The 26,573-nt window shown below is 63.2% G+C and carries 27 protein-coding genes; 7 read left to right on the top strand and 20 right to left on the bottom strand.

Translation table 11 applies throughout. The features are described from left to right. Positions 1 to 68: 68 nt before the first annotated feature. Both QYE47_RS20785 and QYE47_RS20780 read right to left on the bottom strand, forming a co-directional pair. Positions 69 to 704: a TetR family transcriptional regulator gene (locus QYE47_RS20785; protein WP_003249603.1), complete on the bottom strand. Its 636-nt coding sequence runs from the start codon at positions 702 to 704 to the stop codon at positions 69 to 71. Between the two features lie 122 nt (positions 705 to 826). Beyond that, complete coding sequence (locus tag QYE47_RS20780; RefSeq protein ID WP_104962637.1) at positions 827 to 1,279, bottom strand: phage infection protein; 453 nt, start codon at positions 1,277 to 1,279, stop codon at positions 827 to 829. Positions 1,280 to 1,618: 339 nt separating this feature from the next. On the opposite strand from QYE47_RS20780, the gene QYE47_RS20775 reads away from it, so the two are divergent. Continuing rightward, positions 1,619 to 3,685, top strand: coding sequence for an AsmA family protein (locus tag QYE47_RS20775; RefSeq protein WP_070384405.1), 2,067 nt, complete (start codon positions 1,619 to 1,621; stop codon positions 3,683 to 3,685). Between the two features lie 39 nt (positions 3,686 to 3,724). Here QYE47_RS20775 and QYE47_RS20770 read toward each other — a convergent pair whose 3' ends face one another. Beyond that, a complete protein-coding gene (locus tag QYE47_RS20770; RefSeq protein ID WP_004576962.1) occupies positions 3,725 to 4,255 on the bottom strand; it encodes a bacterioferritin in 531 nt (176 codons plus the stop codon). A gap of 42 nt (positions 4,256 to 4,297) precedes the next feature. Next, complete coding sequence (gene osmE / locus QYE47_RS20765; protein ID WP_014592574.1) at positions 4,298 to 4,639, bottom strand: osmotically-inducible lipoprotein OsmE; 342 nt, start codon at positions 4,637 to 4,639, stop codon at positions 4,298 to 4,300. Positions 4,640 to 4,762: 123 nt separating this feature from the next. Here osmE and QYE47_RS20760 point away from each other — a divergent pair, with 123 nt between their 5' ends. Next, a complete protein-coding gene (locus QYE47_RS20760; protein WP_012053841.1) occupies positions 4,763 to 5,653 on the top strand; it encodes a triacylglycerol lipase in 891 nt (296 codons plus the stop codon). Position 5,654: 1 nt separating this feature from the next. On the opposite strand, the gene QYE47_RS20755 is transcribed toward QYE47_RS20760, so the two are convergent. Then, the gene (locus QYE47_RS20755; RefSeq protein ID WP_014592573.1) at positions 5,655 to 6,536 is read right to left on the bottom strand and encodes a DMT family transporter; all 882 of its coding nucleotides are present in this window, start codon (positions 6,534 to 6,536) and stop codon (positions 5,655 to 5,657) included. A gap of 225 nt (positions 6,537 to 6,761) precedes the next feature. Between QYE47_RS20755 and QYE47_RS20750 the strand changes: the two genes are divergently transcribed. The 3 genes from QYE47_RS20750 to QYE47_RS20740 all read left to right on the top strand — a co-directional run bounded on the left by QYE47_RS20750 (position 6,762) and on the right by QYE47_RS20740 (position 8,978). Continuing rightward, positions 6,762 to 7,550, top strand: a complete 789-nt coding sequence (locus QYE47_RS20750) for a helix-turn-helix domain-containing protein (protein ID WP_070384404.1) — start codon at positions 6,762 to 6,764, stop codon at positions 7,548 to 7,550. 63 nt (positions 7,551 to 7,613) lie between these two features. Further along, positions 7,614 to 7,901 carry a PsiF family protein gene (locus QYE47_RS20745; RefSeq protein WP_014592571.1) on the top strand — a complete coding sequence of 96 codons (288 nt, stop codon included), beginning with the start codon at positions 7,614 to 7,616 and terminating at the stop codon, positions 7,899 to 7,901. A 69-nt stretch (positions 7,902 to 7,970) separates the two neighbouring features. Next, on the top strand, positions 7,971 to 8,978 hold the full coding sequence (locus QYE47_RS20740) for an AI-2E family transporter (RefSeq protein WP_014592570.1): 1,008 nt from the start codon (positions 7,971 to 7,973) through the stop codon (positions 8,976 to 8,978). A gap of 200 nt (positions 8,979 to 9,178) precedes the next feature. On the opposite strand, the gene QYE47_RS20735 is transcribed toward QYE47_RS20740, so the two are convergent. Continuing rightward, positions 9,179 to 10,450 (bottom strand): Hsp70 family protein, encoded by a 1,272-nt coding sequence (locus tag QYE47_RS20735; protein WP_003249625.1) that lies wholly within the window; start codon positions 10,448 to 10,450, stop codon positions 9,179 to 9,181. 164 nt (positions 10,451 to 10,614) lie between these two features. Between QYE47_RS20735 and cbpA the strand changes: the two genes are divergently transcribed. Together cbpA and QYE47_RS20725 are read left to right on the top strand one after the other, a co-directional pair. Next, the gene (cbpA, locus tag QYE47_RS20730; protein WP_019437188.1) at positions 10,615 to 11,574 is read left to right on the top strand and encodes a curved DNA-binding protein; all 960 of its coding nucleotides are present in this window, start codon (positions 10,615 to 10,617) and stop codon (positions 11,572 to 11,574) included. A gap of 2 nt (positions 11,575 to 11,576) precedes the next feature. Then, positions 11,577 to 11,882: a chaperone modulator CbpM gene (locus QYE47_RS20725; protein ID WP_003249630.1), complete on the top strand. Its 306-nt coding sequence runs from the start codon at positions 11,577 to 11,579 to the stop codon at positions 11,880 to 11,882. Between the two features lie 142 nt (positions 11,883 to 12,024). On the opposite strand, the gene QYE47_RS20720 is transcribed toward QYE47_RS20725, so the two are convergent. From QYE47_RS20720 to QYE47_RS20655, 14 genes are all read right to left on the bottom strand, one after another. Beyond that, the gene (locus QYE47_RS20720; RefSeq protein ID WP_014592567.1) at positions 12,025 to 12,540 is read right to left on the bottom strand and encodes a GNAT family N-acetyltransferase; all 516 of its coding nucleotides are present in this window, start codon (positions 12,538 to 12,540) and stop codon (positions 12,025 to 12,027) included. A 31-nt stretch (positions 12,541 to 12,571) separates the two neighbouring features. Then, on the bottom strand, positions 12,572 to 13,270 hold the full coding sequence (urtE, locus tag QYE47_RS20715; RefSeq protein WP_003249634.1) for an urea ABC transporter ATP-binding subunit UrtE: 699 nt from the start codon (positions 13,268 to 13,270) through the stop codon (positions 12,572 to 12,574). A gap of 152 nt (positions 13,271 to 13,422) precedes the next feature. Then, positions 13,423 to 14,280, bottom strand: a complete 858-nt coding sequence (gene urtD / locus QYE47_RS20710; RefSeq protein ID WP_019437187.1) for an urea ABC transporter ATP-binding protein UrtD — start codon at positions 14,278 to 14,280, stop codon at positions 13,423 to 13,425. Next, positions 14,277 to 15,356: an urea ABC transporter permease subunit UrtC gene (gene urtC, locus QYE47_RS20705; RefSeq protein ID WP_019437186.1), complete on the bottom strand. Its 1,080-nt coding sequence runs from the start codon at positions 15,354 to 15,356 to the stop codon at positions 14,277 to 14,279. The genes urtD and urtC overlap by 4 nt, the downstream gene beginning before the upstream one ends. Continuing rightward, positions 15,356 to 16,843, bottom strand: coding sequence for an urea ABC transporter permease subunit UrtB (urtB, locus tag QYE47_RS20700; protein WP_172830943.1), 1,488 nt, complete (start codon positions 16,841 to 16,843; stop codon positions 15,356 to 15,358). The genes urtC and urtB overlap by 1 nt, the downstream gene beginning before the upstream one ends. Positions 16,844 to 16,969: 126 nt before the next feature. Beyond that, the gene (gene urtA / locus QYE47_RS20695; protein ID WP_003249642.1) at positions 16,970 to 18,235 is read right to left on the bottom strand and encodes an urea ABC transporter substrate-binding protein; all 1,266 of its coding nucleotides are present in this window, start codon (positions 18,233 to 18,235) and stop codon (positions 16,970 to 16,972) included. A 249-nt stretch (positions 18,236 to 18,484) separates the two neighbouring features. Next, the gene (gene cycA, locus QYE47_RS20690; protein ID WP_014592562.1) at positions 18,485 to 19,891 is read right to left on the bottom strand and encodes a D-serine/D-alanine/glycine transporter; all 1,407 of its coding nucleotides are present in this window, start codon (positions 19,889 to 19,891) and stop codon (positions 18,485 to 18,487) included. Between the two features lie 204 nt (positions 19,892 to 20,095). Beyond that, positions 20,096 to 21,463, bottom strand: coding sequence for a PepSY domain-containing protein (locus tag QYE47_RS20685; RefSeq protein WP_070384402.1), 1,368 nt, complete (start codon positions 21,461 to 21,463; stop codon positions 20,096 to 20,098). 55 nt (positions 21,464 to 21,518) lie between these two features. After that, entirely contained in the window at positions 21,519 to 23,585 is a 2,067-nt protein-coding gene (locus QYE47_RS20680; protein WP_070384401.1) for a TonB-dependent copper receptor, read from the bottom strand. Positions 23,586 to 23,651: 66 nt separating this feature from the next. Beyond that, a complete protein-coding gene (locus QYE47_RS20675) occupies positions 23,652 to 24,083 on the bottom strand; it encodes a DUF2946 domain-containing protein (protein WP_014754592.1) in 432 nt (143 codons plus the stop codon). Positions 24,084 to 24,105: 22 nt separating this feature from the next. After that, positions 24,106 to 24,591 (bottom strand): copper chaperone PCu(A)C, encoded by a 486-nt coding sequence (locus tag QYE47_RS20670; RefSeq protein WP_014592558.1) that lies wholly within the window; start codon positions 24,589 to 24,591, stop codon positions 24,106 to 24,108. 47 nt (positions 24,592 to 24,638) lie between these two features. Then, positions 24,639 to 25,028 carry a DUF2946 domain-containing protein gene (locus QYE47_RS20665; protein ID WP_014592557.1) on the bottom strand — a complete coding sequence of 130 codons (390 nt, stop codon included), beginning with the start codon at positions 25,026 to 25,028 and terminating at the stop codon, positions 24,639 to 24,641. Positions 25,029 to 25,148: 120 nt separating this feature from the next. Further along, positions 25,149 to 26,003, bottom strand: a complete 855-nt coding sequence (locus QYE47_RS20660) for an SPFH domain-containing protein (protein ID WP_014592556.1) — start codon at positions 26,001 to 26,003, stop codon at positions 25,149 to 25,151. 26 nt (positions 26,004 to 26,029) lie between these two features. Beyond that, positions 26,030 to 26,467 (bottom strand): NfeD family protein, encoded by a 438-nt coding sequence (locus QYE47_RS20655; protein WP_014592555.1) that lies wholly within the window; start codon positions 26,465 to 26,467, stop codon positions 26,030 to 26,032. Positions 26,468 to 26,573 lie beyond the last annotated feature (106 nt).

Below are 26,573 nucleotides of genomic sequence, written 5' to 3'. Positions count from 1 at the left end.
GGCGGGGGTCGGACATTTGGGCGCTCGTCGCTGTCGGGCAGGGCGCCATGGTAGCAGAAGTGGGGTTTTCAGTAGCCTGGGTTGCCGAGCCCCTGCCAATGTCGCGCCCCGACAAAGATGAAGCGCAATTGCTGGGTGATCTTTTCCTGCGGCGTCAGGGCCTGTGGATAACCCGCTTCCGGGTTGTCGATAAGCTCGGGCAGGGTGGCGAACACGGTCTTCACCACCAGGTCGGCCATCACCGCAAGCGCGGCGCTGTCCAGGTGTTGCCAGCGCTTCATGCGCGCAAGGTCGGTGGCAAGGTCGTCGCTGATATCCTGGCGCAGGCGGGCAATGGCCTGGCGCACGGCCTGTGCACCGCCGTACTGCTCGCGGGCCAGGAACAGGAACTGCGCGCGGTGGGCGGCTACCACGTCGAGGAAGATGCGCACCGAGGCGTCGGTGATGCCGCCTAGTTCGAATTCGTTCTGGCGCACCAGGCGGATGGTCTGGCGGAAGGTGGTGTCGATTTCGGCGACAAGGGCCAGGCCCAGGGCGTCCATGTCGGAGAAATGCCGATAGAAGCCGGTCGGCACGATGCCAGCTGTTTTCGCCACTTCGCGCAGGCTGATACTGCCGAAACCACGGCCACTCTCCATGAGCAGGCAGGCGGCATCGAGCAGGGCCTGGCGGGTCTGTAGCTTCTGTTCGGCGCGCGGCAGCATGATGCGGGCTTCTGTAACGGTCAGGCTGGGCACTCTAGATAAAAAAACAAAGCCCGGTCAATGGACCGGGCCTGGAGGGGAGCAAGCGTTGTGACAGAAGTTGTTCTTTTCGGCCATGGCGATCAGCTCACACGGCTGAGTTCAACCAGGCGATCCGAGCCACCTTCAGCGACACGGCCAGCTTGTTCGATCAGACGATCCGAGCCACCTTCTGCGACACGGCCAGCTTGTTCGATCAGACGATCCGAGCCACCTTCTGCGACACGGCCAGCTTGTTCGATCAGGCGATCCGAGCCGCCTTCGGCAACACGGCCAGCTTGTTCGATCAGGCGATCCGAGCCGCCTTCGGCAACACGGCCAGCTTGTTCGATCAGGCGGTCCGAGCCACCTTCGGCGACACGGCCAGTACGTTCGATCAGTCGATCGGAACCACCTTCAGCTACGGTTTTCAGCGGCTGGGCAATTTCGGCTGCACTGGAGCGCGCTTCGGATGTCAGGTGTTGCTCGGACGCAGGCAAGGCGAAAGCGTTGGCGGCCAGAAGGGACAGGGTCAGGGTCAGCAGATGGCGTTTCATGATTTCGGTGCTCCTCTCGGGGGCTGGAAAGTGGGTACGAAGCCAATGCTACGCCGCGTAACGCCAGAGAGAAGTTCATACGGGTAATGGTAACAATCGACCATATTGATAGAGGTTTTCAGGGCGTCTATTCCGGCCATTGCAGCCATGCAGGCAATCCGCTTGCCCGGTTGGCGGTGGGTAACATGTGCAGTCTGGTGAGACAAATTTCTGAGCAAGAGGCCAGGAAAAACTTCGCTATCATGGCGCCATCGATAAAACCTCACGGGTTTTCATCAGTCGGAGTTATGAGGCCATCGCTGCGCCTGTTTTCTGTCATGCCGCAAGGAGAAATACGCAATGACGCGTCCCGTCAGAATCCTCGTCTGGACCCTCGCCAGCCTGCTTACCGTGCTGGCGATCCTGGTGGTAGTGATTGCCACCTTCGACTGGAACCGCGTCAAGCCACTGCTCAATGAGAAGGTCTCCGAAGCCTTGCATCGGCCCTTCGCGATCAACGGCAACCTCGCCGTGCACTGGCGTACCGAGCCCGAAGAGGGCGGCTGGCGTGCCTGGGTGCCTTGGCCGCACTTCATTGCCGAAGACCTGACGCTGGGCAACCCCGAGTGGCTCAAGGAGCCGAAGATGGTCGGCCTTGAGCGCGTGGAGTTTCGCCTGGCGCCGCTGCCGCTGGTGTTCCAGCAGATCAGCATACCCCGCATCAACCTCACCAAGCCCACTGCCAGCCTCACTCGCCTGGCCGATGGCCGCGCCAACTGGGTCTTCGACTTCGGCCCCAAGGATGAGAACGCTGAACCTTCCAAATGGCAGCTGGACATCGGCGCCATCGGCTTTGACCAAGGCAACGTCAGCTTCGACGACCAGACCCTCAAAACCAGCATGAAGGTGCAGATTGACCCGCTTGGCAAGCCAATCCCGTTCAGTGAGATTGTCGGCAAGGCCAGCGCCGAGAAAGCCGGCGGTGCGCAGGACTATGCCTTCGCCCTCAAGGCTCAGGGCCGCTACAAAGGCCAGCCAGTGTCCGGCACCGGCAAGATCGGTGGCCTGCTGGCCCTGCAGGACGCCAGCCAGCCGTTCCCGCTGCAGGCCGACGTGCGCATCGCCGACACCCATGTGGTGCTCGCCGGTACCCTCACCGACCCGCGCAACCTTGGTGCCCTCGACCTGCGCCTGCGTTTGTCGGGTGCCAGCCTGGGCAACCTCTACCCATTGACCGGCGTCACCTTGCCTGACACCCCGGCCTATTCCACCGACGGCCACCTACGCGCCAACCTGCAGGCGGCGCAAGGGGCGTCGTTCAATTACCAGGGCTTCAACGGCAAGATCGGCGACAGCGATATCCATGGGGACCTGGCCTTCGTTGCCAGCCAGCCACGGCCCAGACTGTCCGGCAACCTGGTATCGAACCAGTTGCTGTTCAAGGACCTGGCGCCGCTGATCGGTGCCGACTCCAATGCCGAACAGAAGGCCCGTGGCGGTGCCAGCAAGCAGCCTGCAGGCAAGGTGCTGCCAGTGGAGGCGTTTCGCACCGAGCGTTGGCGGGCAATGGACGCTGATGTCACCTTTGCAGGCAAACGCATCGTGCACAGCGCGCAACTGCCGTTTACTGACCTGTCGGCCCATGTGGTGCTCGAAGACGGCCTGTTGCGCCTGGAGCCCCTGCGCTTTGGCGTGGCCGGCGGCAGCCTTGCCTCCAACATCCGCCTGGACGGGCGCAGCGTGCCCTTGCAGGGGCGCGCGAAGTTGACTGCGCGGGGCTTCAAGCTCAAGCAACTGTTCCCCACCTTTGCGCCAATGCAGACCAGCTTTGGTGAGCTCAATGGCGACGCCGACATCAGCGGCCGTGGCAACTCGGTAGCCGCCTTGCTGGGTACCGCCAGTGGCGACCTGCGCATGCTGATCAACGATGGCGCCATCAGCCGTAGCCTGATGGAAATCGCCGGGTTGAACGTGGGCAACTATGTGGTCGGCAAGCTGTTTGGTGACGAGGACGTGAAGATCAACTGTGCGGCAGCCGATGTAGGCATCAAGGATGGCCTGGCGACTACGCGGCTGTTCATCTTCGATACCGAGAACGCGATCATCTACATCGACGGCACGGCGAATTTCGCTTCCGAGCAACTGGATTTGAACATCACCCCGGAATCGAAAGGGCTGCGGTTGTTCTCGCTGCGTTCCCCCCTGTATGTGCGCGGACCGTTCGCCAAGCCGAACGCCGGTGTGCAGGCATTGCCGCTGGCGTTGCGTGGCGCAGGGATGGTTGCGCTGGGGGTGGTGGCAGGGCCGGCGGCTGGGTTGCTGGCGCTGATTGCGCCCAGCAGCGGGGATGACCCTAACCAGTGCACACCGTTGTTGCAGCAGATGAAGGCAGGCAAGGCGCCGGCGGCGGTGAAAGCGCGGAAATAGCAAGGGGCCGCAAAAGCGGCCCCTTGAGGGTGTCAGAAATCAAAGGCCTTGCAACAGGTCGGACATATCGTCCGCGTGCTCCTCTTCCTGCGCCAGGATATCTTCGAAGATACGACGGGTAGTCGGGTCTTTATCCCCGATGTACTGAATGATCTCGCGGTAGCTGTCGATGGCAATCCGCTCTGCCACCAGGTCTTCCAGCACCATCTCTTTCAACGAGTTGCCGGCCACGTACTGGGCATGCGAGTGCTTGGTCAGGTTGTCAGGGTTGAAGTCCGGCTCCCCGCCCAGTTGTACGATACGCTCGGCCAGCTTGTCGGCATGTTCGGCTTCCTGGTTGGCATGTTCCAGAAATTCCTCTGCAGCCACACTGGCTTTGATGCCGCTGGCCATGAAGTAGTGGCGCTTGTAGCGCAGCACACAGACCAGCTCGGTGGCCAGCGATTCATTAAGCAGGCGCAGGATCTGTTCACGGTCGGCGTGGTAACCCTCGGTCACTGCGCCTTGCTCCACATGCTGGCGTGCACGCTCGCGCAGGGTTTTCACATCGGTCAGTTCAACATTGCTCATGGTTATCTCCAGCAGGGGTCAGGGTCGGGTCGGAACACAGGCTTATGCGCCATGCAGGGCGTCGCTGTCCTCCTGGCGTTGCTTGCAGGTCTTGAAGCCTTTGGCATCGACATGGCCGGTGGCATCGAAGCGCACGTAATAGGGCTGCTGCTTGCCGTCGCGGTTGAGGATGTAGTCGTTGCAGGTGCCCCCGTGCGGCAGGTCGATCACGCTCGACGGACTGCCGCCAATGGCGATGACCTTCTGCATGGTCATACCGTTCTCCACCTGCTTGACCAGCGGCTCATCGCGGTAGGTGACGTAATCCACCGGGTTTTCCGGGCGGCTGCCGCAGGCGGCCAGGGTGGCGCTTGCCAGAAGGATTGCCAGGGTCTGCTTGTACATGGTCCCGCTCCTTGCAAAGGGTCTGTGTGGTTTTGAACCACAGCGCGCGCCAGGAGTTCGATTGCGATGTTCATGATGGCCGCTGTAGTGTTGGCCCGTCGTACACGCAAAGGAGCTGCGGCAATGCAGCAGGATTTGGCCACGCGATACCCGCTGGTGCTGGTGCCGGGCATGCTCGGGTTTGTCCGGATGGTGCTCTACCCCTACTGGTTCGGCATTGTGCCGGCCTTGCGCAAGGGTGGGGCGCAGGTTTTTCCGGTGCAGGTTTCGCCGCTGCATTCCAGCGAGGTACGCGGCGAGCAGTTGCTGGCGATCATCGACGATATCTGCCAACGTACCGGCGTCGACAAGGTCAACCTCATCGGCCACAGCCAAGGAGCCCTGAGTGCGCGTTACGCAGCGGCCAAACGGCCCGGGCGAGTGGCTTCGGTCACCTCGGTGGCCGGGCCCAACCATGGTTCTGAACTGGCCGACCACCTGGAACGCACGGCACCGGGCGATTCACCCCAGGGGCGCATCCTCAAGGCCGTGCTGCATGGGTTTGCCGTGCTGCTGGTGTGGCTGGAAACCGGCTGGCGTCGCGACCCGCTGCCGGTAGATGTGCACGCCTCGCACCAGTCGCTGACCAGCGCCGGGGTGGCACTGTTCAACCAGGCTTATCCACAGGGCCTGCCGCAAACCTGGGGTGGGGAAGGGGCCTATGAGGTCAATGGCGTCCGCTATTACTCCTGGTCTGGCACCTTGCAGCCCGGCCTGACAGACCAGGGGCGCAACCGCTTCGACGGCAGCAGCCGCTTCTGCCGCCTGTTCGCACGCAGTTTCATCAAGGAAAAGGGCCATTGCGACGGCATGGTCGGGCGTTTCAGTTCGCACCTGGGGCAGGTGATCGGCGACGATTACCCGCTCGATCACCTGGACATCGTCAACCAGTCGCTCGGTGCCGTGGGCAAAGGCGCGGAGCCGGTGCGGCTGTTCACCGAACATGCCGCCCGGCTCAAGGCGGCGGGGCTTTAGCTCAAGTGCCTTGGCGGCGGATCGGCGTGGTCCAGCGTTCGGCCAGCACTACGCCGGCCAGGGTCAGCAAGCCGCCGACCAGGTGGTAACTGGCCAGTTGCTCGTCGAGCACCACGGCGGCGATCAGCGCAGTGACCAGCGGCAGCAAGTTGAAGAACAGTGTGGTGCGGCTGGGCCCCAGGCGGTGCACGGCCTGCATCCACACCAGCGGCGCGATCATCGAAGCCAGTACGCAGGCATACAGGACCAGGCCGATGTTGTGGCTGTTCAGGCCGGTCTTGTCTGACAGCACGAACAACGGCAGCAACACGACGATGGCCACCAGCACCTGCAGGTACAGCAGCTGCATCGGCGGCAGGCGCAGCTGCCATTTCTTCAGCAGGAAGCTGTACAGCGCATAGGCCAATGTAGCCACCAGCATCAACAGGTCGCCGCTGTTCAGCCCTTGCTGCAGCAGGCTGGCGGGGCGGCCGGCACTGACCACTTCAAGCACGCCGAAGAATGACACCACCGCGCCCAGCAGGGCACCGTAGCTCAGGCGCTGGCCCAGCCAGGCGATGGACAGCGCCAGTGACATCAGCGGCATCAGCGAGAGGATGATGCCCATGTTGGTGGCACTGGTGATGCCGGCGGCGAAGTAGGCCAGGCTCTGGTACATCGCCATGCCCAGCACGCCGAGCACGAACACCTTGGCCAGGTGCGGGCGGATGGCTGCACGGTTGCGCCACACGGCGGGCAGCAGGAACGGCGTAAACAGCAAGGCGGCCAGCAACCAGCGGTAGAAGCCGATCTCCGCAGGGTGGATGGCACCGGCGGACATCTTGGTGACCACGGTGTTGCCGGCCCAGATGAGGATGGCGGTGAGGGGGAACAGGTAGTTCATGCAGCAGGATACTCGTTGGGGGCTGGATTGGGGCTGCTTTGCAGCCCTTCGCGGGTGAACCCGCTCCTACGGGGGGACACGGGCCTGGAGGCTGGCGCAGATCCTGTGGGAGCGGGCGAGCCCGCGAGGGCCTGCAAGGCAGGCCCTCGATAGGCCTGTATTATCGAATGTCTGTTCACAAGCCTATACTTCTATCCAGACAACCGACCCCGCAAAGCAGACAGCATGCCGCGCAAATACCTCGATATACCCCAGTTCACCCAACTGCCGGCCCCGGTGTACTTCCGCCACGACGAGTTCGTTGCTGACACCCACAGCGCCGTGCACCAACACGCTTGGGGCCAGCTGAACTACACCGCCCACGGCGTAATGCATCTGGATGTGGCCGGCCAGCGCTTCCTGTCACCGCCGCACTACGCCGTTTGGGTGCCGCCCGATACCAAGCACGGCTGCTACAACCCCCAGGCCATCGTCTACCGTTCCATCTATCTTGACCGCAGCCTGTGCGCAGCGCTGCCACCGCACCCGTGCAGCCTGATGATCAGTGACATCCTCAAGGCCATCCTCGGTGACTTCGCCCGGCGCAATCTCAAGGTGGCCGAGGACGAGCGTGACCAGCGCCTGGTACAGGTACTGCTTGACCAGTTGCTGCTGGCGCCCACCCTGGCCTGCTACCTGCCGTTTGCCCACAGCGATGGCTTGCGCCAGGTGCTCGACGCGCTCAGCGCCGAGCCGGGGGACAACCGCCCGCTGGCCGACTGGGCCGCACGCGTACACGTCAGCGAACGCACCTTGGCCCGCCAGTTTCTGCGCGAGCTGGGCATCAGCTTTGGCGAATGGCGCGTGCGCCTGCGTTTTCTGCGTGCAATCGAAGCGCTGGAAGCCGGCCTGCCGATTCAGACCATCGCCTTCGACCTTGGCTACAGCAGCGCCTCGGCGTTCATCGCCATGTTCCAGCGCCAGGCCCGGTGTACGCCCGAGCAGTACCGCCGGCAAGCACGGGCGGGGCGCTGAACATTCTTGGCTACACTCAGCTCGACCCCCGTGCATCGGGCGCGGAGCCAAGGAGACCACTCCATGAAAGTGCTGCAAATCCCGTTACTGGCGCTGGCGGTGTTGTTCAGTGCCCAAGGTTTCGCTGCCAATACCGCGCAGCAGGAAAAAATGAAAACCTGCAACGCCGACGCCACTGCCAAGGCCCTCAAGGGCGATGAACGCAAAGCGTTCATGAGCACGTGCCTGAAAAAGGATGTGCCACAAACCCAGCAAGAGAAAATGAAGACCTGCAATGCTGACGCCACCACCAAAGCCCTCAAGGGGGATGAGCGCAAGGCCTTCATGAGCGATTGCCTGAAGAAGAAATGACCTGCGCCTATGCCTGCGCCGCCAAGGCTGGCAGACTGCGGCATTCCCGCTGTCTGCCGTCGAGCCTGTATGACCTTTACCCCCCGTCAGATCACCCTGGCCAGCCTGATCATCGTCATGGCCGGGCTGCTGCTGGCTTTGCCCCTGAAGTTGCTGCCCAGCCTGCTGGCCGGTCTGCTGGTGTTCGAACTGGTCAACATGCTGACCCCGCGCCTGCAACCGCTTCTTGCTGGCCAACGCGCGCGCTGGCTGGCCGTGGCGCTACTCGGCACGCTGGTGGTCAGCACCCTGACACTGCTGATTGCCGGTGCCTTCAGCTTCCTGCTGCACGAGGCGGAAAACCCCGGCGCCTCGCTGGACAAGTTCATGGCCTTGGTCGAGCGAGCCCGCAGCCAGTTGCCCCCTTTCATCGAGGGTTACCTGCCTGCCAGTGCCGCAGAGTTCAAGGTGGCCATCGGCGACTGGATCAAGAGCCATCTGAGCGATTTGCAGCTGGTGGGCAAGGGCATGGCGCACATGTTTGTGACGATGCTCATCGGCATGATCCTCGGCGCCATCATCGCTTTGCAGCGCATTCCCGATATTTCCCGGCGCAAGCCCCTGGCGGCGGCGCTGTTCGAACGTCTTAGCCTGCTGGTGAAGGCGTTTCGCAACATCGTGTTCGCGCAAATCAAGATCTCGCTGCTCAATACAATCTTCACCGGCATTTTTCTGGCCGTGGTGATGCCACTGTTCGACGTACACCTGCCGCTGACCAAGACGCTGATCGTGCTGACCTTCCTGCTGGGCTTGCTGCCGGTGATCGGCAACCTGATGTCCAACACCTTGATCACCATCGTCGGCCTGTCGCTGTCGATCTGGGTGGCGGCAGCGGCGCTGGGTTACCTGGTCGTCATCCACAAGATCGAGTACTTCCTCAACGCGCGGATCGTGGGTGGGCAGATCAGTGCCAAGGCGTGGGAATTGCTGCTGGCGATGCTGGTATTCGAGGCGGCGTTCGGGCTGCCTGGTGTTGTGGCGGGGCCCATCTACTATGCCTATCTGAAGAGCGAGCTGAAGCGGGCGGAGCTGGTCTGATCATGTATTGGCCTGTACCGGCCCTTTCGCGGGTAAACCCGCTCCTACGACGGCCTGCGGCCAATCACCGATGTGTGTCCCCCCCGATCGGTGTGTAGGACCGGTTTACCCGCGAATACGGTAGCGGCGGCAACGGTGAACGGCGGGTGGAGATTGGCCAGCAGGCCCGGCCCGTTCGCGGCTACAGGCTAAAAGACAAATCAGGCCGCGCCGTAACGCTTGCGCGCCTCGATGGCCAGCCCGCTACCAATGCTGCCAAAGATGTTGCCTTCCACATGCCGCGCATTCGGCAGCATCGCCGAAACACTGTTGCGCAGCGCCGGAATGCCGCTTGAACCACCGGTGAAGAACACCGTATCGACTTGGTCTTCGCTTACCCCAGCCTTGGCCAGCAGTTCGGTCACGCTACCGCGCACGCGCTCCAGCAAGCCTTCGATCGCCTCTTCGAACAGCGCGCGGGTCAGTTCCGCAGTCAGCTCGGGCTCGACGCGGCGCAGGTCGATGTGGCGGCTGTCATGCTCGGTCAGCTCGATCTTGCTGGCTTCCACTTCCATCGCCAGCCAGTGCCCGGCGCGTTGTTCGATCAATTTGAACAGGCGATCGATACCGAAGCTGTCCTCGATGTCATAGCGCATGCTGCCCAGCGCCAACTGTGACTTCTGCGAATACAAGGCGTTGATGGTGTGCCAGGTGGCCAGGTTGAGGTGGTAGCTGGTCGGCATCAGCGCACCGCTCTTCATGCGGCTGCCATAGCCAAACAACGGCATCACGCCCTGAAGGCTCAGTTGCTTGTCGAAGTCGGTACCGCCAATGTGCACACCGCCCGTGGCGAGGATGTCGCTTTGTCGCTCGGCAACCCGATGGCGCTCGGGCGACAGACGGATGAGTGTAAAGTCCGAGGTACCACCGCCGATGTCGACGATTAGCACCAGCTCTTCGCGGCTGATGCTCGACTCATAGTCGAAGGCCGCGGCAATCGGTTCGTACTGGAACGACACGTCCTTGAAGCCGATTTTGCGCGCCACTTCGGCCAAGGTGTCCTCGGCCTCCTGGTCGGCAGCCGGGTCTTCGTCGACGAAGAACACCGGGCGGCCCAGCACCACCTGGTCGAATTCACGGCCAGCGGCGGCCTCAGCGCGCTTCTTGAGCTCGCCGATGAACATGCCCAGCAGGTCCTTGAACGGCAGGGCGCTGCCCAGCACGCTGGTGTCGTGCTTGATCAGCTTCGAGCCCAGCAGGCTTTTCAGCGAGCGCATCAGGCGGCCTTCGTAGCCTTCCAGGTACTCGTGCAGCGCCAGGCGGCCATACACCGGGCGCCGCTCTTCGATATTGAAGAACACCACCGAGGGCAAGGTGATCTTGCCGTCTTCCAGGGCTATCAGCGACTCGACGCCAGGCCGATGCCAACCGACGGTGGAGTTGGAGGTGCCAAAGTCGATGCCCAGGGCGCGGGCCGGGGATACGTCAGACATGGGAAATGGGCTTCCGGAGGCAAAACGGCCGCGCAGTGTATGCCAGTTGGCTACAGAATCAAGACCAGTCGTCTGCCTTGAGGCAAACCCAAGTCGGTCTTGAAAGGCTATGCTTGACCCCTATCTTCAGTTGCAACATGCACATTCACATTGGTGATCCATAAATGGACTTCAAAGACTATTACAAGATACTCGGCGTAGAGCCCACTGCGGACGACAAGGCGATCAAGGCCGCGTACCGCAAACTGGCGCGCAAGTATCACCCTGATGTCAGTAAGGAGCGCGACGCCGAGGAGAAATTCAAGGAGGCCAACGAGGCCTATGAGGTGCTGGGCGACGCGCAAAAACGTGCCGAGTTCGATGAAATCCGCAAGTACGGCGGCCAGCATGGCCGGCCGTTCCAGGCACCACCGGGCTGGGAAAACCGCGGCGGTGGCGGCGGCTTCGAAGGCGGCGACTTCTCCGACTTCTTCAGCTCGATCTTCGGTGGGCGCAGTGCGGGTGGCAACCCCTTCGGTGGCGCCCGGCAGCAGCAACGCAGTGCTGGCAGGCGGGGGCAGGACGTGGAGCTTGAACTGGCAGTGTTCCTTGAAGAGACCCTGAGCAAGGAGTCCAAGCAGATCAGCTTCCAGGTGCCGCAAACCAATGCCATGGGCCAGCGCACCGGCTTCACCACCAAGACCTTGAACGTGAGGATTCCGGCTGGGGTGACCGACGGCGAGCGCATCCGCCTCAAGGGCCAGGGCGCGCCGGGCAGCGGTGGCGGGGCCAACGGTGACCTGTTCCTGACCATCCGCATGGCACCGCACCCGCTGTTCGATGTCGAAGGTCATGACCTGATCATCACTGTGCCGTTGGCACCGTGGGAGGCGGCCTTGGGCGCCAAGGTGGCGGTTCCGACCCTGGATGGCAAGATCAACCTGACCATCCGTCCTGACAGCCAGAGCGGCCAGCGCCTGCGTGTACCGGGCAAGGGCCTGGCGAACAAGCAAGGAGAGCGCGGCAACCTTTATGCGCAGCTCAAGGTGGTCATGCCGCCCGCGTCTGACGAATCTGCCCGCGAACTTTGGACCAAGCTTTCCGAGAAAGCTGCGTTCAACCCGAGGACACAATGGAGTAAGTGATCATGAGCAGCACCCTGATCGTTCAACTGGACATGCGTACCCTGTGTCAGGAAGCCGATGTCACGGCTGAATGCGTGATCGAAATCGTCGAACACGGCATTGTCGAACCTTCCGGGCGAACGCCGGAGGACTGGCTGTTTGACGATCAGGCGCCGTTGGTGACCAAACGAGCGGTGAAGCTGCACCAGGAGCTGGAACTTGAGTGGGAAGGGGTGGCGCTGGCGCTGGAGCTGTTGCAGGAAGTGCAGCAGTTGCGCAGTGAGAACAACATGCTGAAGCAGCGGCTGGGCCGGTTTATCCAGATGTAAGTTGCCTTGCCGGCATCTGTGGGAGCGGCCTTGTGTCGCGATGGGCTGTGCAGCAGCCCCAGATCTTTGCTCCACCGCAAAATTGCCGGGGCTGCTTTGCAGCCGTTCGCGACACAAGGCCGCTCCCCCAATGGCGCGCATTTCAGGTTGGTTCGGCGCCCGGGTTCAGCACCAGTTGCATGAAGGTCAGATCAAGCCAGCGGCCAAACTTTACACCCACCTGCGGCATCTGGCCGGTCACCACGAAGCCCAGCCGCTCATGCAGGCGCACCGACGCTGCATTGCCACGCTCGATCGCTGCCACCATCACATGCTTGCCACATCCGCGCGCGCGTTCGACCAGCGCCGCCATCAACTCCGGCCCGAGCCCTTTGCCACGCTGGTCGCTGCGCACGTACACCGAGTGCTCAACGGTCAGGCGAAAGCCCTCGAAAGGCCGCCAGTCGCCAAACGAGGCATACCCCAGCACGCCGGTTTCATCGACCGCCACCAGAATCGGGTAGCCCTGCTGCGCCCGCGCTTCAAACCAGGCCTGGCGGTTGCCGAGGTCCACCGGGGTTTCGTTCCAGATCGCCGTGGTGTTGAGCACCGCGTCGTTGTAGATGTCGAGTATGCCTGGCACATCGGTGGGCAGGGCATCGCGGATTTCGTAGCTCATGACAGCGTCTCGCAAGGTCGTTGCTCGCAGATTAAATGGTTACCAGCCCGCGTACACCTTCGGCTTGCATGTTTTCGCCGCGACCGCGCTGGATGATTTCGCCACGGGCCATGACCAGGTACTGGTCAGCCAGCGCTTCGGCAAAGTCGTAGAACTGCTCCACCAGCAAAATCGCCATGTCGCCACGCTCGGCGAGGCGGCGGATAACCGCGCCGATTTCCTTGATCACCGACGGCTGGATGCCTTCGGTCGGCTCGTCGAGAATCAGCAGGCGCGGGCGGCTGGCCAGGGCGCGGCCGATGGCCAGCTGTTGCTGCTGGCCGCCAGACAGGTCGCCACCGCGGCGCTGTTTCATCTGCTCCAGCACAGGGAACAGTTCGTAGATGAAGGCCGGTACCTCGCGGGCTTCACGGGCGGGGAAGCGCGACAGGCCCATCAGCAGATTTTCCTCGACGGTGAGGCGCGGGAAGATCTCGCGGCCCTGGGGCACGTAGGCGATGCCGGCCTGTACCCGTTGCTGTGGTTTGAACGCGGTGATCGGCTTGCCTTCCCATTCGATGCTGCCATCGCGGGCGGGCACCAGGCCCATCAGGCAGCGCAGCAAGGTGGTCTTGCCCACGCCGTTGCGGCCCAGCAGGCAGGTCACTTCGCCGACCTTGGCTTCGAAGGACAGGCCTCGCAGGATGTGGCTGCCGCCGTAGTACTGGTGCAGGGTGTCGATCTTGAGCATGTGAGAGTTCCTGAAAGGGATGCTGTGCCTGGCCCGGCCTCTTCGCGGGTAAACCCGCTCTACAGTGGGCGTAATGCCAGGGGGCGGTTCCCGTCGTAGGAGCGGGCTTGCCCGCGAAGAGGCCGGCACAGGCGCCAAAAATTCAAATCCGGTCACCGGCCCAGATACACCTCGACCACCCGCTCATCTGCCTGCACCTGCTCCAGCGAGCCTTCCGCCAGCACGCTCCCCTGGTGCAGCACGGTCACATGGTCGGCAATGCTGCCGACGAAGCCCATGTCATGTTCCACCACCATCAGCGAATGCTTGCCGGCCAGGCCCTTGAACAGCTCGGCGGTAAATTCGGTCTCGGCATCGGTCATGCCGGCCACCGGTTCATCCAGTAGCAGCAGTTGCGGCTCCTGCACCAGCAGCATGCCGATCTCCAGAAACTGCTTCTGCCCATGCGACAGCAAGCCGGCCTGGCGCTGGGCCAGCGGCAGCAGGCGTAGGGTGGTCAGCACGTCCTCGATGCGCTGGCGCTGGTCACCGCTCAGGCGCGCGGCCAGGCTGGCCCACACCGACTTGTCGGTCTTCAGCGCCAGTTCCAGGTTCTCGAACACGGTCAGCGCTTCGAACACTGTGGGCTTCTGGAACTTGCGGCCAATGCCGGCCTGGGCGATCTGGTATTCGCTCATGCGGGTCAGGTCGAGGGTGTCGCCGAAGTAAGCCGTGCCGCTGTCGGGGCGGGTCTTGCCGGTGATTACGTCCATCATCGTGGTCTTGCCGGCGCCGTTGGGGCCGATGATGCAGCGCAGCTCGCCCACCCCGATGTACAGGTTCAGCGTGTTGAGCGCCTTGAAGCCATCGAAGCTGACGCTGATGTCTTCCAGGCTCAGCACCGTACCGTGCCGGGTATCCAGGCCGGCCTTGCGGCTGTGGCCCAGGCCGATGGCATCGCGCCCGGCGCCGAGGTTGTCGAATACCGGTTCCAGCATGAACTCCGGGTGGACTGGGGGCACGCCTCTCATGGCTGGCTCCTTTTCTTCAACAGGCCGACCACGCCCTTGGGCAGGTACAGGGTAACGAGGATGAACAACGCGCCGAGGAAGAACAGCCAGAACTCGGGGAAGGCCACGGTGAACCAGCTTTTCATGCCATTGACCAGGCCGGCACCGAGCAGCGGGCCGATCAGCGTGCCGCGCCCGCCCAAGGCTACCCAGACGGCGGCTTCGATCGAGTTGGTCGGCGACATCTCGCTGGGGTTGATGATGCCCACCTGCGGCACGTACAGCGCACCGGCCAGGCCGCACAGCACGGCGCTCAGTACCCACACCAGCAGCTTGAAGCCGCGCGGGTCGTAGCCACAGAACATCATGCGGTTTTCAGCGTCACGCACCGCGGTGAGCAGGCGGCCGAACTTGCTGCGGGTCAGGCACCAGCACAGGTACAGGCTGGCCAGCAGCAGGCCCACGGTCAGCAGGAACAACACCGCGCGGGTGCCCTGGGCTGCAATGTCGAAGCCGAGGATGGTGCGGAAGCTGGTGAAGCCGTTGTTGCCGCCGAAGCCGGTTTCGTTGCGGAAGAACAGCAGCATGCCGGCAAAGGTCAGGGCCTGGGTCATGATCGAGAAGTACACGCCCTTGATCCGCGAGCGGAAGGCGAACCAGCCGAACACCAGCGCCAGCAGCCCGGGCGCCAGCACCACCAGGCACAGGGCCCAGGCGAAATGCTGGGTACCGGCCCAGTACCAGGGCAGCTCGGTCCACGACAGGAAGGTCATGAACCCGGGCAGGCCTTCGCCGGCGGCCTGCCGCATCAGGTACATGCCCATGGCATAGCCGCCCAGGGCGAAGAACAGGCCATGGCCCAGGGACAACAGCCCGGCATAGCCCCAGACCAGGTCCAGAGCCAGGGCGACGATGGCGTAACAGAGAATCTTGCCGACCAGGGTCAGGGTGTAGGCCGACACGTGCAGGGCATGATCTGCCGGCAGCAGTGAGCACAGTGGCAAAGCCACCAGCAGCAGGACGACGACGGCACCGATGGCAAGGGTCAGGCGTGGGCCGGCCTTTTGCGTAGCAGTGACAAGCAGTGGCTGGTTCATCAGTCGATTACCCGTCCCTTTAGGGCGAACAGGCCTTGCGGGCGTTTCTGGATGAACAGAATGATCAACGCAAGGATGAGGATCTTGCCGAGTACGGCACCGATCTGCGGCTCCAGCAGCTTGTTGGCGATGCCCAGGCCGAACGCGGCCCAGAGGCTACCGGCCAGTTGCCCGACGCCGCCGAGCACCACCACCAGGAACGAATCGATGATGTAGCTCTGGCCCAGGTCCGGGCCGACATTGCCCACCTGGCTCAATGCCACGCCACCGAGCCCGGCGATGCCCGAGCCAAGGCCAAAGGCGAGCATGTCGACGCGCCCGGTGGACACGCCGCAGCAGGCGGCCATGTTGCGGTTCTGGGTGACTGCGCGCACGTTCAGGCCCAACCGGGTACGGTTGAGCAGCAGCCAGGTGAGCAGCACCACGGCCAGGGCGAAGCCGATGATGACCAGGCGGTTGTATGGCAGCACCAGGTTGGGCAGCAGCTGGATGCCGCCGGACAGCCAGGCCGGGTTGCTCACCTCGACGTTCTGCGCGCCGAACAGCAGGCGAATGGCCTGGATCAGGATCAGGCTGATACCCCAGGTGGCCAGCAGGGTTTCCAGTGGGCGGCCGTACAGGTGGCGGATAACCGTGCGCTCCAGCGCCATGCCTACCCCGGCACTGACGGCGAAGGCCACCGGCAGGGCAATCAGCGGGTAGAACTCGATGGCGCCTGGGGCAAAGCGCTGCAGCAGTACCTGGACCATGTAGGTACTGTAAGCGCCGAGCATCAGCATCTCGCCATGGGCCATGTTGATCACCCCAAGCAGGCCGAAGGTGATCGCAAGGCCCAGCGCTGCCAGTAGCAGGACCGAACCCAGCGACAGGCCGCTGAAGGCCTGGCCGAGCAGTTCGCCTACCAGCAGTTTGCGCTTGACCTGGGCCAGGCTTGTTTCGGCGGCTGTGCGCACGCCCGGGTCGCGTTCCGCATCGGGCTGCAGCAGGGCTTCGAGGCGGGTGCGGGCCAGCGGGTCGCCAGTTTCACCTAACAGGCGCACGGCGGCCAGGCGCACTGCTGGCTCGCTGGCGCCCAGTTGCAGGTTGGCCAGGGCCAGGCCGAGGGCGGCCTGTACGGCGGCGTCCGGCTCGGCGGCGAAGCGCCGGTCGAGGAAGGCCATTTGCGCGGGTTGTGCGCTTTTCTGCAATTGCTGGGCGGCGGCCAGGCGGGTGTCGATGTTGTCGCTGAGCAACTGATGGCTGGCCAGGGCGTTGTCGATCATGCCGCGCAGGCGGTTGTTCAGGCGCACCTTGCGGGTGTCGTCGGCAGCGATGCGGCCTTGGCGCAGGTTTTCCAGCAGCGGCAGGCGCGCGGCATCGGGTTGTGCTGCCCAGCCTTCGAGCAGGCTGGCCTGCTCGGCGGGCTTGGCGGTGAGAAAGAATTCGCCCTCGCTGGCGTGGGTTGCCAGGGGGATTAGCAGCAGGAGGGTGAGCAGGAGTCTGAGCATGCGGGCAATCCTGGGAATCGGTGTTGGATTCTTCGCGGGTAAACCCGCTCCTACAGGGATTTCACCGGTGGGGATCCTGTAGGAGCGGGTTCACCCGCGAATGGGCTGCAAAGCAGCCCCATGCACTCAGTTACCTTTCACGGCGTAATCTGGCCGCTTGTCATTGCCCGGAATGAACGGGCTCCATGGCTGCGCCCGCAGTGGCTGCTCGGTTTCCCACACCACGCTGAACTGCCCGTCATCCTGAATCTCGCCAATCATCACCGGCTTGTGCAGGTGGTGGTTGGTCTTGTCCATGGTCAGGGTGAAGCCCGACGGTGCCTCGAAGCTCTGTCCGGCCAGTGCTTCACGCACCTTGTCGACGTCGGTGGACTTGGCTTTCTCCACCGCTTGCGCCCACATGTGGATGCCTACATAGGTGGCTTCCATGGGGTCGTTGGTCACGGCCTTGTCGGCACCTGGCAGGCCCTTGGCCTTGGCGTAGGCCTTCCAGTCGGCGACAAACTTCTGGTTGACCGGGTTATCCACCGATTCGAAGTAGTTCCATGCCGCCAGGTGGCCCACGAGCGGTTTGGTGTCGATGCCGCGCAGTTCCTCCTCGCCCACCGAGAAGGCCACGACCGGCACGTCGGTGGCCTTCAGGCCCTGGTTGGCCAGTTCCTTGTAGAACGGCACGTTGGAGTCACCATTGACTGTGGAAATGACAGCGGTCTTGCCGCCGGCAGAGAACTTTTTGATGCTGGCGACAATGGTCTGGTAATCAGCGTGGCCAAACGGTGTGTACACCTCTTCGATGTCCTTGTCGGCCACGCCTTTACTGTGCAGGAATGCGCGCAGGATCTTGTTGGTGGTGCGCGGGTAGACGTAGTCGGTGCCCAACAGGAAGAAGCGCTTGGCGCTGCCGCCGTCCTCGCTCATCAGGTATTCCACGGCCGGGATCGCTTGCTGGTTCGGGGCGGCGCCTGTGTAGAACACGTTCGGCGACATCTCTTCGCCCTCATACTGCACCGGGTAGAACAGCAGGCCGTTGAGTTCTTCGAACACGGGCAGAACGGACTTGCGCGACACGGAGGTCCAGCAGCCGAACACCACGGCCACTTTGTCCTGGGTCAGCAGTTGGCGGCTCTTTTCAGCGAACAGCGGCCAGTTGGACGCCGGGTCGACCACCACCGGTTCCAGCATCTTGCCGTTCACGCCACCCTTGGCGTTGATCTGCTCGATGGTCATCAGCGCCATGTCCTTGAGCGATGTCTCGGAAATGGCCATGGTCCCGGAAAGCGAATGCAGGATACCGACCTTGATGGTCTCGGCGGCCTGGATACTCCAGCTCAGGCCCATCGCCGCAATCGATGCGCTGAGGGTAAGGGCCTTGATCAGACTGCGACGCTTCATGTGCTCTCTCCGCTGAGTTTTTTATGGTGTTGGGCAAGCGGGGAGGGCGTTGCAAGGGGTGTGCCTAGTGGCGAAAGGTGCGGTTTAGAGGGGCTGTGCGAGGTGTTGGGGCGTTGGTTGGATCCAGGTTGGTGCCTGATGGATTTGTGTGCACAAGATTGGGGCCGCGGTGCGGCCCATCGCGACACAAGGCCGCTCCCACATCGGACGGTGTACACCGTGCCTTCTTGGGAGCTGCCCCCGAGGCCATCAGCCGTTGCGCACGGCCGTGCGGGGATGGCGCCTGCTGCGTACGAGCTGGTAGGTCACTGCCAGCACGACAAACCAGATTGGTGTCACCACCAGCGCTGAACGCGTATCCGCTTCCAGGCTCAGCAACACCAGGATGAACGCAAAGAACGACAGGCACACGTAGCACATGAAGCGCCCGCCCGGCATCTTGTAGTTCGATGCCTGGTGCAGCGCCGCGCGGTTTTTGCGGTACTTCAGGTATGACAGCAGGATCAGCGTCCACACGAACATGAACAGTACCGCCGACACGGTGGTGACCAGGGTGAACGCCTCGACCACGTTCGGCACCAGGTAGATCAGCACTGCACCGAGCAACAGGCAGGTGCACGAGAAGTACAGGCCGTTGGCCGGCACCGAACGGCTCGACAGTTTTTCAAAGGCCTTGGGCGCGTCACCTTCCTGCGACAGGCCGTAGAGCATGCGGCTGGTGGAGAATACGCCGCTGTTGGCCGACGAAGCCGCCGAGGTCAGCACCACGAAGTTGATGATGCTCGCTGCCGCCGGCAGGCCTGCCAGCACGAACAACTCAACGAATGGGCTCTTGCCTGGCACCACGTCGCGCCACGGGGTCACGGCCATGATCGCGATCAGCGCCAGCACATAGAACACGATGATGCGGATCGGGATCGAATTGATCGCCCGCGGCAGGGTGCGTTCCGGGTTCTTCGCTTCGGCGGCGGTGGTACCCACCAGCTCGATGCCGACGAAGGCGAACACGGCGATCTGGAAACCGGCGAAGAAGCCCATCAGGCCATGGGGGAACATGCCGCCGTCATTCCACAGGTTGGCCAGCTGGGCGGTGCGCCCGCTGGGCGAGGTGAAGCCGGTGATGACCATGTACAGGCCGGTAGCGACCAGACCGAGGATGGCAACGATCTTGATCAGGGCGAACCAGAACTCCATTTCGCCGAACATTTTCACTGTAACCAGGTTCAGCGACAGCAGCAGCCCTACGCAGGTCAGCGCCGGTATCCACTGCGGCAGGTCGGGGAACCAGAACTGCGTGTAGGCGGCGATCGCGACCACGTCGGCAATGCCGGTGACCACCCAGCAGAACCAGTAGGTCCAGCCAGTAAAGTAGCCGGCCCAGGGGCCGAGCAGATCGGCGGAAAAGTCGATGAACGATTTGTAGTTCAGGTTCGACAGCAGCAGTTCGCCCATGGCGCGCATGACGAAGAACAGCATGAAGCCGATAATCATGTAGACGAAGATGATCGATGGCCCGGCCAGGCTGATGGTCTTGCCTGAGCCCATGAACAGACCGGTACCGATCGCGCCGCCGATGGCGATCAGCTGGATGTGGCGGTTGGTCAGGTTGCGTTGCAGGTGCGGTTCATCTGTCGCTATGGGTGAGGTTTGCGTCATAGGCTGCAGTCTTCTTGTCAGAGGTAGCCGGCTAGGCTAACACGCGCGTTCCAGATCGGGGCGCGACAGATCGACTCTGCATTTTCGGCTCAGCATTTCGCCTGTACCGGCCTCTTCGCGGGTAAACCCGCTCCTACAAAGGCAACGCGGTCCCCTGTAGGAGCGGGTTTACCCGCGAAGAGGCCAGCACAGGCAATACAAGGCTCAAGCGCTGGCCAAGACCCGGCGGCGCCTCACCACCAAACTATCCACCCCCCACATCACCACCATCGACACCCCCACCAGCGGGAACATCACCCCCAGTACCAGCATCACTGCCACCGCCGCCTTCCAGCGTGGCAGGTCATGACGCAAAGGCGGTACGCCCAGGCCGCCTTCAGGCCGGCGCTTCCACCACATCACCAGCCCGCTCACCGAACCCAGCAGAATCATCAGGCACACCAGCAGAATGATGATCTGGTTCAGCGCCCCGAACATCTTGCCTTCGTGCAGCATCACGCCCAGTTCGGTGGCGCGGGCGACCGGGCTGTAGTCGTGCCAGCGCACATCGGCCAGAACCTTGCCGGTGTATTGGTCGACATGCAGGGTGGCGTCGTTGCGCGGGTCGTCGGCGAACACGGCAATGGTGAACACCCCGTCGGCAGTGGTGGGCAGGGTAATGCTGTAGCCCGGCTCGACCTGACGCGAAGTGGCAATGTCTTCGACTTGCTGCACGCTCACCTGGGGCGCTGCGGGCATATCCGACATCATGTGGTGCCCGGCGTGCTCGGCGTGTGCACCGGACTGTGGCATCTGCGTGTTTTCCATGGCCCAGGGCACGGTCTGGCGGTGTGCGCTGTTCAGCTCACGCGCCTGCTGGTCCGACTTGGGCACGTCGTTCCACATGGCTGCCGGGAAGCGGTTCCACAAATCAGCGTACTGCTTGCCCCACAAGCCGGTCCAGGTCATGCCGCTGATCAGCATCAACAACAGCAAGGCCGAACCCCAGAAACCGGTTACCGCGTGCAGGTCACGCCAGAGCAGCCGGCCGCGTGCCGTCAGCCGCGGCCAAAGCACGCCAGCGCCACTGCGCCCGCGCGGCCACCACAGGTACAGGCCCGATACCACCAGCACGATGCCCCAGCCCGCAGCCAGTTCCACCAGCCGGTCACCGACCGTGCCGACCATCAGCTCGCCATGCAGGGCGCGGGCGATGGCCTGCAGGTTCTGCTTGCCGTCCTGTTCGCCGAGGACCTTGCCACTGTATGGGTCGACGAACACGTTCAGTTCGCGCCCGCCGTCATGCACCACGAACTGCGCACTGCGCTCGGCGTTCAGTGGCGGCAAGTACTGGGCGATGTGGCCCTTTGGGTAGGCTTGGCGCACTTCAGCCAGCATCGTGTCTGCGCCCTGCCGGTGCTGGCCGGCCTCGACCACCATCAGGTCGCGGTACAGCAGCGGGTCGAGCTGGGGCTTGAACAAGTAGATGATCCCGGTGATTGCCAACAGGATCATGAACGGGGCCACGAACAGCCCCGCATAGAAATGCCAACGCCAGGCCAGGTTGTAGAAAGAGACGCGTGTTCCTCTCATGGGAACCTCCTTTTTGACCAGCTGAAAGGCGCAACCGAAGCTGCGCCCGTTATTGTCAGAAGCTGAAGTCGACCTTGGTCCAGAAGGTCCTGCCTGGCTCGTTGACCGGCTGTGGATCTGTAGCCGGGTAGCCGAACCCGGCGTTCCCGGCCAGGTTCAAGTGCTCGGCGTAGGTTTTGTCGAACAGGTTGTCGACCCCTGCGCTTAGCTTGAGGTTGTTGTTCACCTTGTAGGCGCCGTTCAGGGAGAACACGCCGAAGCCGGCGCTCTTGTCGTAGTCCTTGCCGACGACGTTCCCTTGGTTTTCGGCAATGCGGTTCTGTGCCGCCACCAGCCGCCACAGTGCGCCGACGCTCCACGCATCGCGGCTGTAGGTCAGGCCCAGGCGGCTTTCCAGGGGAGGCATTTGAGGTAGCGCCTTGCCGTCACTGCTGTTCTTGCCCCAAGCGTAGGCAAGCGTGGCGTCGGCCTTCCAGTTGTCAGTCAGCTGGTAGGCGGCGCCCAGTTCGCCACCCATGATGCGGGCGTCGATGTTCTGCGCCTGCGAGGTGCTCATGCCCATCATGCCGGTGCGGTAGTCGAACAGGATGTAGTCGCGAATCTGCCCGACATAGCCCGAAGCCCAGGCCTCCAGGCGCTCGGTGCGGTACTGGATGCCGAAGTCGAGCTGGGTGGTTTTCTCTGGCTTGATGCCGTCGAAGGCGTTGGCTGCCCCGGCGGGTGCCAGCTTGGGTGAGAACAGCTCCCAGTAGTCGGGGAAGCGCTGGGCGTGGCCGAGGCCGATGTAGGTGGTGGCCGCAATGGCTGCCAGGTCGTGCTCGTAGCGGATGAAGCCGCTCGGCAGGGTGTCGGCACGGGTGTCGCCTCTGGTGGCGCTGGTTTTGCGGAAGTCACGCGCCGAGGCGCGGTCCAGGCGGGCGCCGGTTATCAAGCGGTCCTCGCCGCTGACGTACCAGGTCAGTTCGCTGAAGGCGCCGTAGTTGTGGAAGTCAGCGTCCTTGGTCCAGGCCTGGCCCTTGTGTGCGTCCACACCCATACCGCCACGCTGGCGATGTTCGTTGGTTTGCGCGTCTATGCCGCTGATCAGCTGCACGTCGGCCCAGCGCCAGGTGGCTTTGATGCGTGCGCCCATGGTGCGGCGGTCGACGTTGCTGACCATCGGCATGCCCATCATGCCGCTACCCGACGGCGTGCGCAGGCTGTAGTTATCCATCACATGGTCGGCGTAGTTGTAGTAGACCTGCGCCTCGACCTTGTCCAGCACCTCGCCGAGGTTGGACTTTTCAAAGCGCAGGCCCAGGCTTTCGCGCTTGAACTGCGAGCCGTCCATGCCGCGCCCGGCGTAGCGGGCTTCGCCATCACCCTTGCCGGCAGTCAGTTCCAGCAAGGTGTCCTGGTCGGGTGTCCAGCCGAGGGCGACATCGCCGTTCCACTTCTCCCAGCGCGACGGCACGGTGTCGTCGTTGCCGTCGTGGTAGTCGTCCGAACGTGACTGGTTGCCGACGAAGCGGGCATAGGCCTGACTGTTGCCAGCCGCGGCATCCAGCACCTTGTCGAAGCGGCCGTTGGAGCCAGCCAGCAGGCTTGCGTTGACGCGGCTGCCGAGGGTGCCGAATTTCTCCGGTTCGCGCTCGAAAAGGATGGTGCCTGCCGAGCCGCCGGGCCCCCAGATGACGCTCTGCGGGCCTTTGATCACGGTCAGGCGGTCGTAGGTTTCTGGCGAAATATAGGACGTGGGCGCGTCCATGCGATTGGGGCAGGCTCCAAGCATCAGGCCACCGTTGGTGAGGATGTTCAGGCGCGAGCCGAACATGCCGCGCAATACCGGGTCGCCGTTGGTGCCGCCGGCACGGATCGCCGAGAAGCCGGGGATGGTCTTCAGGTAGTCGGCGCCGTCGCTGGCCGGCACTGGCTGGCGCGGGTCTTTCGGGTTGGTGACCACGGTCAGCGGCGAACTCGGGGCCACGGCGGTGATCACCGTCGGGCTCAGCTCGGGTGCGTCGTGCATATGGTCTTCATGGCCAGGGTCGGCGGCCAGGGCCATGGGCGCGAGCAGCGAGCCGCACAGGGCGGCGATGGTCCCACGCAGGGACAAGGCAAAAACAGGGGTGCAGCCGGACATAATGATTCCAGTCGATCAGTCATGAGTTAGCGCGAAGCCTCCTGGCTTCGTGCGCAAAATGTGGTTTCAGACGTTGATCGAAGAAGGCGGGGCGCGGCTGCGCGCACCAGGGAATACAGCCTGCCGGGCATGGCCCTGGTGCGTTGGCGCAAGCAGGTGGGTGGTGGGGACGATGCTGCCGGCGCTGAGCGGGCTGAGGGCCTGGGGCAGGGCCGGGCAGTTGAACAACAGGCTGCAGTAACCGCACTTTTCCCACATCACATGCAACTGGCCATCGCCGCCGTGGCCGTGATGGGCGTCGCCGCCATGCTGATGGGCAGCCGCCATCGGCATGTCCATCGGCATGTTCATGCCCGCGTGGTGGTCCATCGGCATCGACTGGGAAATCAGCGGGCCGATGAAGATCATCCACATGGCGAACAGGCTCAGCCATCCGCCACCGGCGCGCCTGAGGTCAGGGCGGGTGGTACGGCCGATGCTGTGGCGCGGCAGGCTCATGGCGCGTGCCTGTCAGCAGGTATCAGTGCGCGTGTTCGTGGGCTTGCGGCTGGTCCGCAGGCGCCTGCTTCTGCACGGCCACTTCGACGGTGATGTCGCCGGCCTTTTCGAAGTGCAGGGTCAACGGGAAGCGTTTGCCTTCGCTGAGCAGGCTACGGTCCTTGGGCTGCATCAGCATCACATGGTAGGCACCGGGGGCAAAGGTCAGGTCCTTGCCGGCAGGCACTACCACGCTGGGCACCTGTTGCATCTTCATGGCGCCAGTGGCGCTCATGGCATGCTCATGCAGTTGCGCATCATCGCTGATGGGGCTGTCGACGCTGAGCAGGCGGTCATCAGCCTGGCCATTGTTGTGCACCACGAAATACGCGGCGACGTTAGGCGCGTTGGGTGGCAACTGCAGCGACCACGGGTGGGCAATGTGCAGGTCACCCACGCTGTATTCGTGGGCATTGGCAAAGGCGCCCGGCAGCAGCAGGGCGGCCATGACGAGGGCGTGCTTGAGCATGGTGAATCTCCGTTTCCGTTCTGGTTCAGGCAGACAGCATGATGAACTCAGGCTAGCGGAGAGGCACGAGGGTTTAGCCCAGGCCAGAGCTGGCGGGGCGTGGGTGTGTACTTGGCAGGTGGCGGCAGCAGCCCGCTGAGCAGTGTCGGCGGGTTGTGCAACTGTGGTGGGTAGCCGGGCAGGGCCAGCAGCGGCGCGGCACCGGAGCAGCACCAGCAGTTCATCATGCCGGCGCTGTCGTCACTTTGCGGGCCTAGGTCGATCTTGGCCAGGGCCTGAACGTCGACGTTGGCCTTGTTGGCCATGCTGGAACAGAAAGCCCCCCACAGCAACTGCTCGGCCGGGCCCTTGGGCGCAGCAGAAGACAGCGGCATGGCCAGCAGGTTGAACAGCACTGCAAGGCAGGCTATCCAGGCAATGTGCCGACGTGGGGGCATGGAGAGATCCGGTCAGGAATCGTGGTGGCTATTGTACGGCGGAGTATAGGTAAAAATGCCGGGGTGCGGTGAAGTGACGCAGGTGGTCTGGTAATGGGGCGCAAAGCGCCCCCAGCATTTTCAAGCCTTGCCGCGCCCCATAAGCCCACGCACGGTCTCCTGCAGATCCGCGGGCAACACCACCACCTTGGCATTGCTGCTCCCCGCCAGGTTCTCCATCGCGCCCACATAGCGTTCGCCCAATAGGTACATCGCCGGTACGGTCTCGTTGCCCACCGCTTCCTTCACCAGCGAAATCGAGCGCGCCGAGGCCTCGGCCAGGCTGATCTGTGCCTCGGCATCCAGCCTGGCCGCCTGCAGGCGCGCTTCTGCTTCGAGGATCGCCGCCTGCTTGGCCCCTTCGGCGCGGGTAACGTCGGCCTTGCGCTCACGTTCGGCCGCGGCCTGGCGTTCCATGGCCAGCTGCATGTTTTCCGAAGGTTTGATGTCTTGAATCTCCACCGAGCGTACGGTCACGCCCCAGTCTTCGGTCTGCTCGGACATTGCATCGCGCAGACGAGCCTTGATCTGCTCGCGGCTGGACAGCGCCTCGTCGAGGTCCATTGCACCGACGATGGCGCGCAGCGAGGTCATGGTCAGGCTGGTGACGGCGAACGAGAAGTCCTGCACGCCATACGAGGCTTTCTGCGGGTCGACTACCTTGGCGAAACACAGGGCGTTGGCGACGATTACCGCGTTGTCTTTGGTGATGATTTCCTGCTGCTGCACATCGAGGATGATGTCCTTGGTCGGCAGGCGGTAGGCGACCACGTCCATGTAGGGGATGACAATGTTCAAGCCCGGCTTGAGTGTGCTGTGGTAGCGGCCCAGGCGCTCGACGATCCACTCCTCGCCCTGGGGCACGATGCGCACCCCCTTGAACACGGTGATCAGGACGAACAGGGCGATGGCGCCGACGACGATGAGGCTGGTCATGTTGCAAAATTCCTTTTAATGCGGATTCAGGCCCGGATAACGCGGGCGGTGTTCCCCTCAATGGCGGTCAGGCGTACCCGCTCGCCGACGGCGATCTGGCTATCGGCGACGCAGGTCCATTCTTCGTTGCCGAGGATCGGCTTCTGAAAGCGTACGCGGCCTTTCTGGAACTCCGACACGGGAGCGGTCAGCAGGCCCACTTCGCCGATCACGCTGTCGGCAGTCCAGCGCACATCCGGTTGCTTGCGCCGGAACACTTTGAACCACAGTACGGTGGTGGCCGACGATAGCAGTACCCACAGCAGGACCTGCATGTCCAGTTGCAGGCTGGGTGCGGCGAGCGAGATCAGCGAGACCAGCACGGCGCCGATGCCGAACCAGAGTATGAAGAACGTTGGCAGGACCAGTTCAAGCAGGATCAGCGCGATGCCGAAGACCAGCCAGATCCACCATTGCATTTCCATATGGGTGAAACCTTCCGGGGGAGGGGCGTCGAGTTTAAGGCAGCAGAGCGGCAACGGGCCACTGGGTTGGTTGGAAGAAAAGTCTGAAGTCTTTGTAGGAGTGCCT

Origin of the sequence: Pseudomonas sp. 2,4-D (genome assembly GCF_030418155.1) — a bacterium.
Classification (GTDB): Bacteria; Pseudomonadota; Gammaproteobacteria; order Pseudomonadales; family Pseudomonadaceae; genus Aquipseudomonas; species Aquipseudomonas alloputida.
This window is presented reverse-complemented; position numbering and strand designations above follow the sequence as displayed.